The organism is Bacteroidota bacterium, from assembly GCA_030706565.1.
Taxonomy (GTDB): domain Bacteria; phylum Bacteroidota; class Bacteroidia; order Bacteroidales; family JAUZOH01; genus JAUZOH01.
On the sequence record JAUZOH010000366.1, the window covers coordinates 1 to 3,782 of the forward strand.

A 3,782-nucleotide genomic window follows, 5' to 3' on the forward strand; every position below is an offset into this window, starting at 1 on the left:
AAGCCTAATTCTCCTTGTATAGATAAAGGTGAAATTGATGTATATTCAGATATAAAATATGACATTGATAAAAATTTAAGGTTGATGGGATTAATGGTTGACATTGGAGTATACGAAATGCCTAAGCCAAAAGCAATTTTCCCTCAGGATAAAAGTGGGACATTTTCTAATAAAATTATTGATTATCAATGGGCTCTTAATAAATATGGTAACATTAATGCTTCACATAATTTTATGATAAAGGCCTGGGAAAAGGGAAATGAATCTATTCCTGTTGATAAATCTTCTCTTAATACTTATGATTTTGCTTCATTATATTCATATCAGCCAAGAAAGGCTTACCAATGGATTGTTGGAACAGTGGTGGATAGTTTTACGTACTGGTCGGATACGACAACTTTTTACGTCGGGCATAATCATCCCCTTTATGTTAAGTCGGGTAGTAATGGAGATGGAACCTCATGGGCCAGTGCTTATGGAGAACTTATTGATGCACTGAATGCCTCTTATCCCGGCGATCAGGTCTGGGTGGCTGCCGGTACCTATAAGCCGGCAACCGTAACCGACCGCAATGCTTCTTTTAAATTAAAGTCGGCGGTTGCACTTTATGGCGGCTTTAACGGGACTGAAAGCTTTGAGGAATACCGTAACCCAAAAGCTAATTTGACGATTCTTTCCGGAGATATAGGAATCTCGGGCGATGCTTCGGATAATAGTTATCATGTCTTTTGCGATACGGTTTCATTAGCTGAGGATTCTATTGTCGGAGCTTTAGTGGACGGATTTACCATAACCGGCGGGAATTCCGATGCGGGCAATGGAGCGGCTATGTTAAACCTATATGCATCGCCTGAGGTTTATAATTGTATATTTACAAACAATCATGCTGCAAACGGCGCTGCTATTTATAACAGCAAGGCTTCGTCTCCTTACATATACAATAGCCTGTTCTATGGAAATACGGCAGGAACAGCCGGCGGTGCAATATGTAGTGATGCAACTTCCAAACCCGTGGTAATCAGCTCAACCATTACGAATAATACGGCAGCAACCGGCGGCGGAATAAGCGGCGGTGGAACAATTGGCAATACCATTATTTTTGGCAACAGTACCGGGGAAATTGACGGGCAGCCTGCAGTAACCTATAGTTGTGTGAAGGGTGGTTTTAGCGGTGCGGGAAATGTAAAGGGTAATCCGGGTTTTATTGATGTTGGCAGGAACAATTACCGATTGTCCGGATTTTCTTCCTGTTACAATAAAGGATCCAATGCTTTATTGCCGTTCGGTTATCTTTCAGATTTGGATTATGTTCATTCCCGTATATTGCAGGGTGTGGTTGACATCGGCGCGTATGAACTTGAAAAACCGGATACCATAAAAATCGATTCAATTACTCCTGCTCAAAATTCTACTTATAAAAATATTTATGGTCCTGTTGTGGTATATTTCAATCAATCGGTGCAAAGGATGAATTTAGGCAAAATACAAATCACCCCGGCTGTAAACCTTAAAAGTACCAGTCTAAATGCCGATAGTACTCAGTTGACGCTTAATTATAAGACTCCCTGGAGTTTTGACCAGGATTATAAACTGGCAATAGCGGCCAATTCTGTTGCTTATGCCGGTAATAATTTAATCGGCACAAGGGATACCTCCTTTAAATTCAGGATAAGAAGCTGTATCCCTGCTTTAATTATTCTGGATAAGACAGCTACGCTTTTTTGCCCGAATGTCTCCACAACGCTTAAAGTCGATACAGTAAAAGGCGATGGCAATTCGGATTTCAAATGGTATTACGGGCTAAATCTGTTAAGTAAGTTTAATGGATTGAACAAGATGAATATAGATTCAATCAGTGATAATACTTTAGGCCTGTATAAATGTGAGATAAGCGATATGTGTGGTTTGCAGACTGAGGATTCTATCAGGCTTGGATACAAAGCAAATATTACCTATCCTGAAATTGTTAAAAAATGGAATGATATCCTGCTGGTAAAAAATCCGGATGGCCTGTTCAGCAACTATGTGTGGAAGTATGGTGGATCGGATTTAGGGAAAAATGTTCAGTATATAACTTACAATCGTTTTGGTACATACGATGTATGGGCCACTGATGCCGGTTCGGGATGTACAGTACATGGTCAGTACGTGGTTAATTCGAAGAAATCTGCGAGTATAAAAATTTATCCTAATCCTATACATGTTTCTGATATTGTAACCATTGATTTCGGGGAGCAAAAGTCGGGTACCATCCGATTGTTCGATATGAAGGGTGTACTGGTTTATTCCGGAGAATTTAATACTGATGTACAGTACCGGTTTAATAACACGAACCTGATGCCCGGGGTCTATTTGCTTGAAATTGTGAGCGATGGCGAACGGACTGTCAATAAATTAGTTATCAACAAATAATTGAAATGCAGGTGCTTACTTCTTGTAGATACCTGCATTTTTAATCCATTGCATAAAGCATAGAAAATGAAACAAATAATAATATATGTTTTGATCTGCACATTGGTTCCGGCCATACTGCAGGCACAGGAGACTAAAGAAGAAAATAAGGCAGATTCAAGTAAGACTATTGTAAATAAATGGGATATAAATAAAAAAGAGATTCATTATCCGAGGTTGCATTGGGGCTTTTCAGGTGAAGGAGGGACTTTCAACCTTATGCTTAAAGGTGATAATCTCAGTGTTAAAAATGATCCTTCTTATGGAGGCAATCTTTTTTTCGAGTTGAAATTTGCCAAATGGATTGGACTGGAAACGGGAGGGAGTTATATCGAGCTTTCGGGCAAAGTGAAGGTGGTCAGTTACAGTAAGACTTATACAAATTTAAAGGATAATCAGGGAGATAATATTGATCTGACAGTTGAAGCGAAAGGTTTGGAAGAGTCCCTTACAACATCGGTTATTGAAATACCCCTAAGTTTAAGGTTAGAGTGGAATCCCGGTAAATGGACTCTTTATTTAAAACCGGGAGTGGCATACACAATCGCTCAAACTTCAAATTATAAACAAAGGGGAACCTATACAAGAACAGGATATTATCCAGATTTCGGAATAACGTTTACTAATCTTTCTGAACATGGTTTTTATACGGAAGTGCCTCATAAACAGGAAGACAACAAATTGGAATTGAATAGTGGAATAAATCCTTTCATCGGTGCAGGTGTAATTTTCCCGGGTATTCAGGGCCACTTCTATATTGAAGGAAAATATTACCCGGGTAGCTTTGATTTTAAAAAATCGGAGAACGGTACAAGACCGTTTGAGGGACCTGGATATGTCTATTTGCCTTCGAATTATGCATTTAGCAGTGCAACCGCGTTATCCGAAAAAGTGGGCCTGGGCGGTTTTATGGTTACCATCGGTTTTAGGTTCAGATAGAATCTGCAGATCAAGTCAGGCACAAATTTATACATTCGCGGCTGGGTGTATATATTTATGCCTGAACTTTTACTGTGGAATAAAATCATAAATCAGCTGCAAATGCAATCTGGCAGGTGATTTTCTTAATTCCATTATCATCTTTCTTTTATACTTTTTTCCAAAAACTTCCATCAATATCTAAATTATTGATAAATTGTGTTTTTAATAATTTTTTCGAATTGAATTAACATTCATTAAAAGAATATTATTTGTAATTACCAACTAAAAACCCAAACTATGTCTGATTTATTAAATGAAAAGGTCAATGATTTTATGGCCAGGATAATTGCCAAGAACCCCGGGGAAGCTGAATTCCATCAGGCAGTGATGGAAGTAGCCGAGGTATTAAT

General features: G+C 38.6%; 2 protein-coding genes. Both read left to right on the forward strand.

The annotated features are described in order from the left end of the window. On the forward strand, positions 1-2,412 hold a 2,412-nt coding region (locus Q8907_14155), incomplete at its 5' end, for a T9SS type A sorting domain-containing protein (protein MDP4275414.1). A gap of 66 nt (positions 2,413-2,478) precedes the next feature. Next, a complete protein-coding gene (locus Q8907_14160) occupies positions 2,479-3,390 on the forward strand; it encodes a hypothetical protein (protein MDP4275415.1) in 912 nt (303 codons plus the stop codon). Positions 3,391-3,782: the final 392 nt, after the last annotated feature.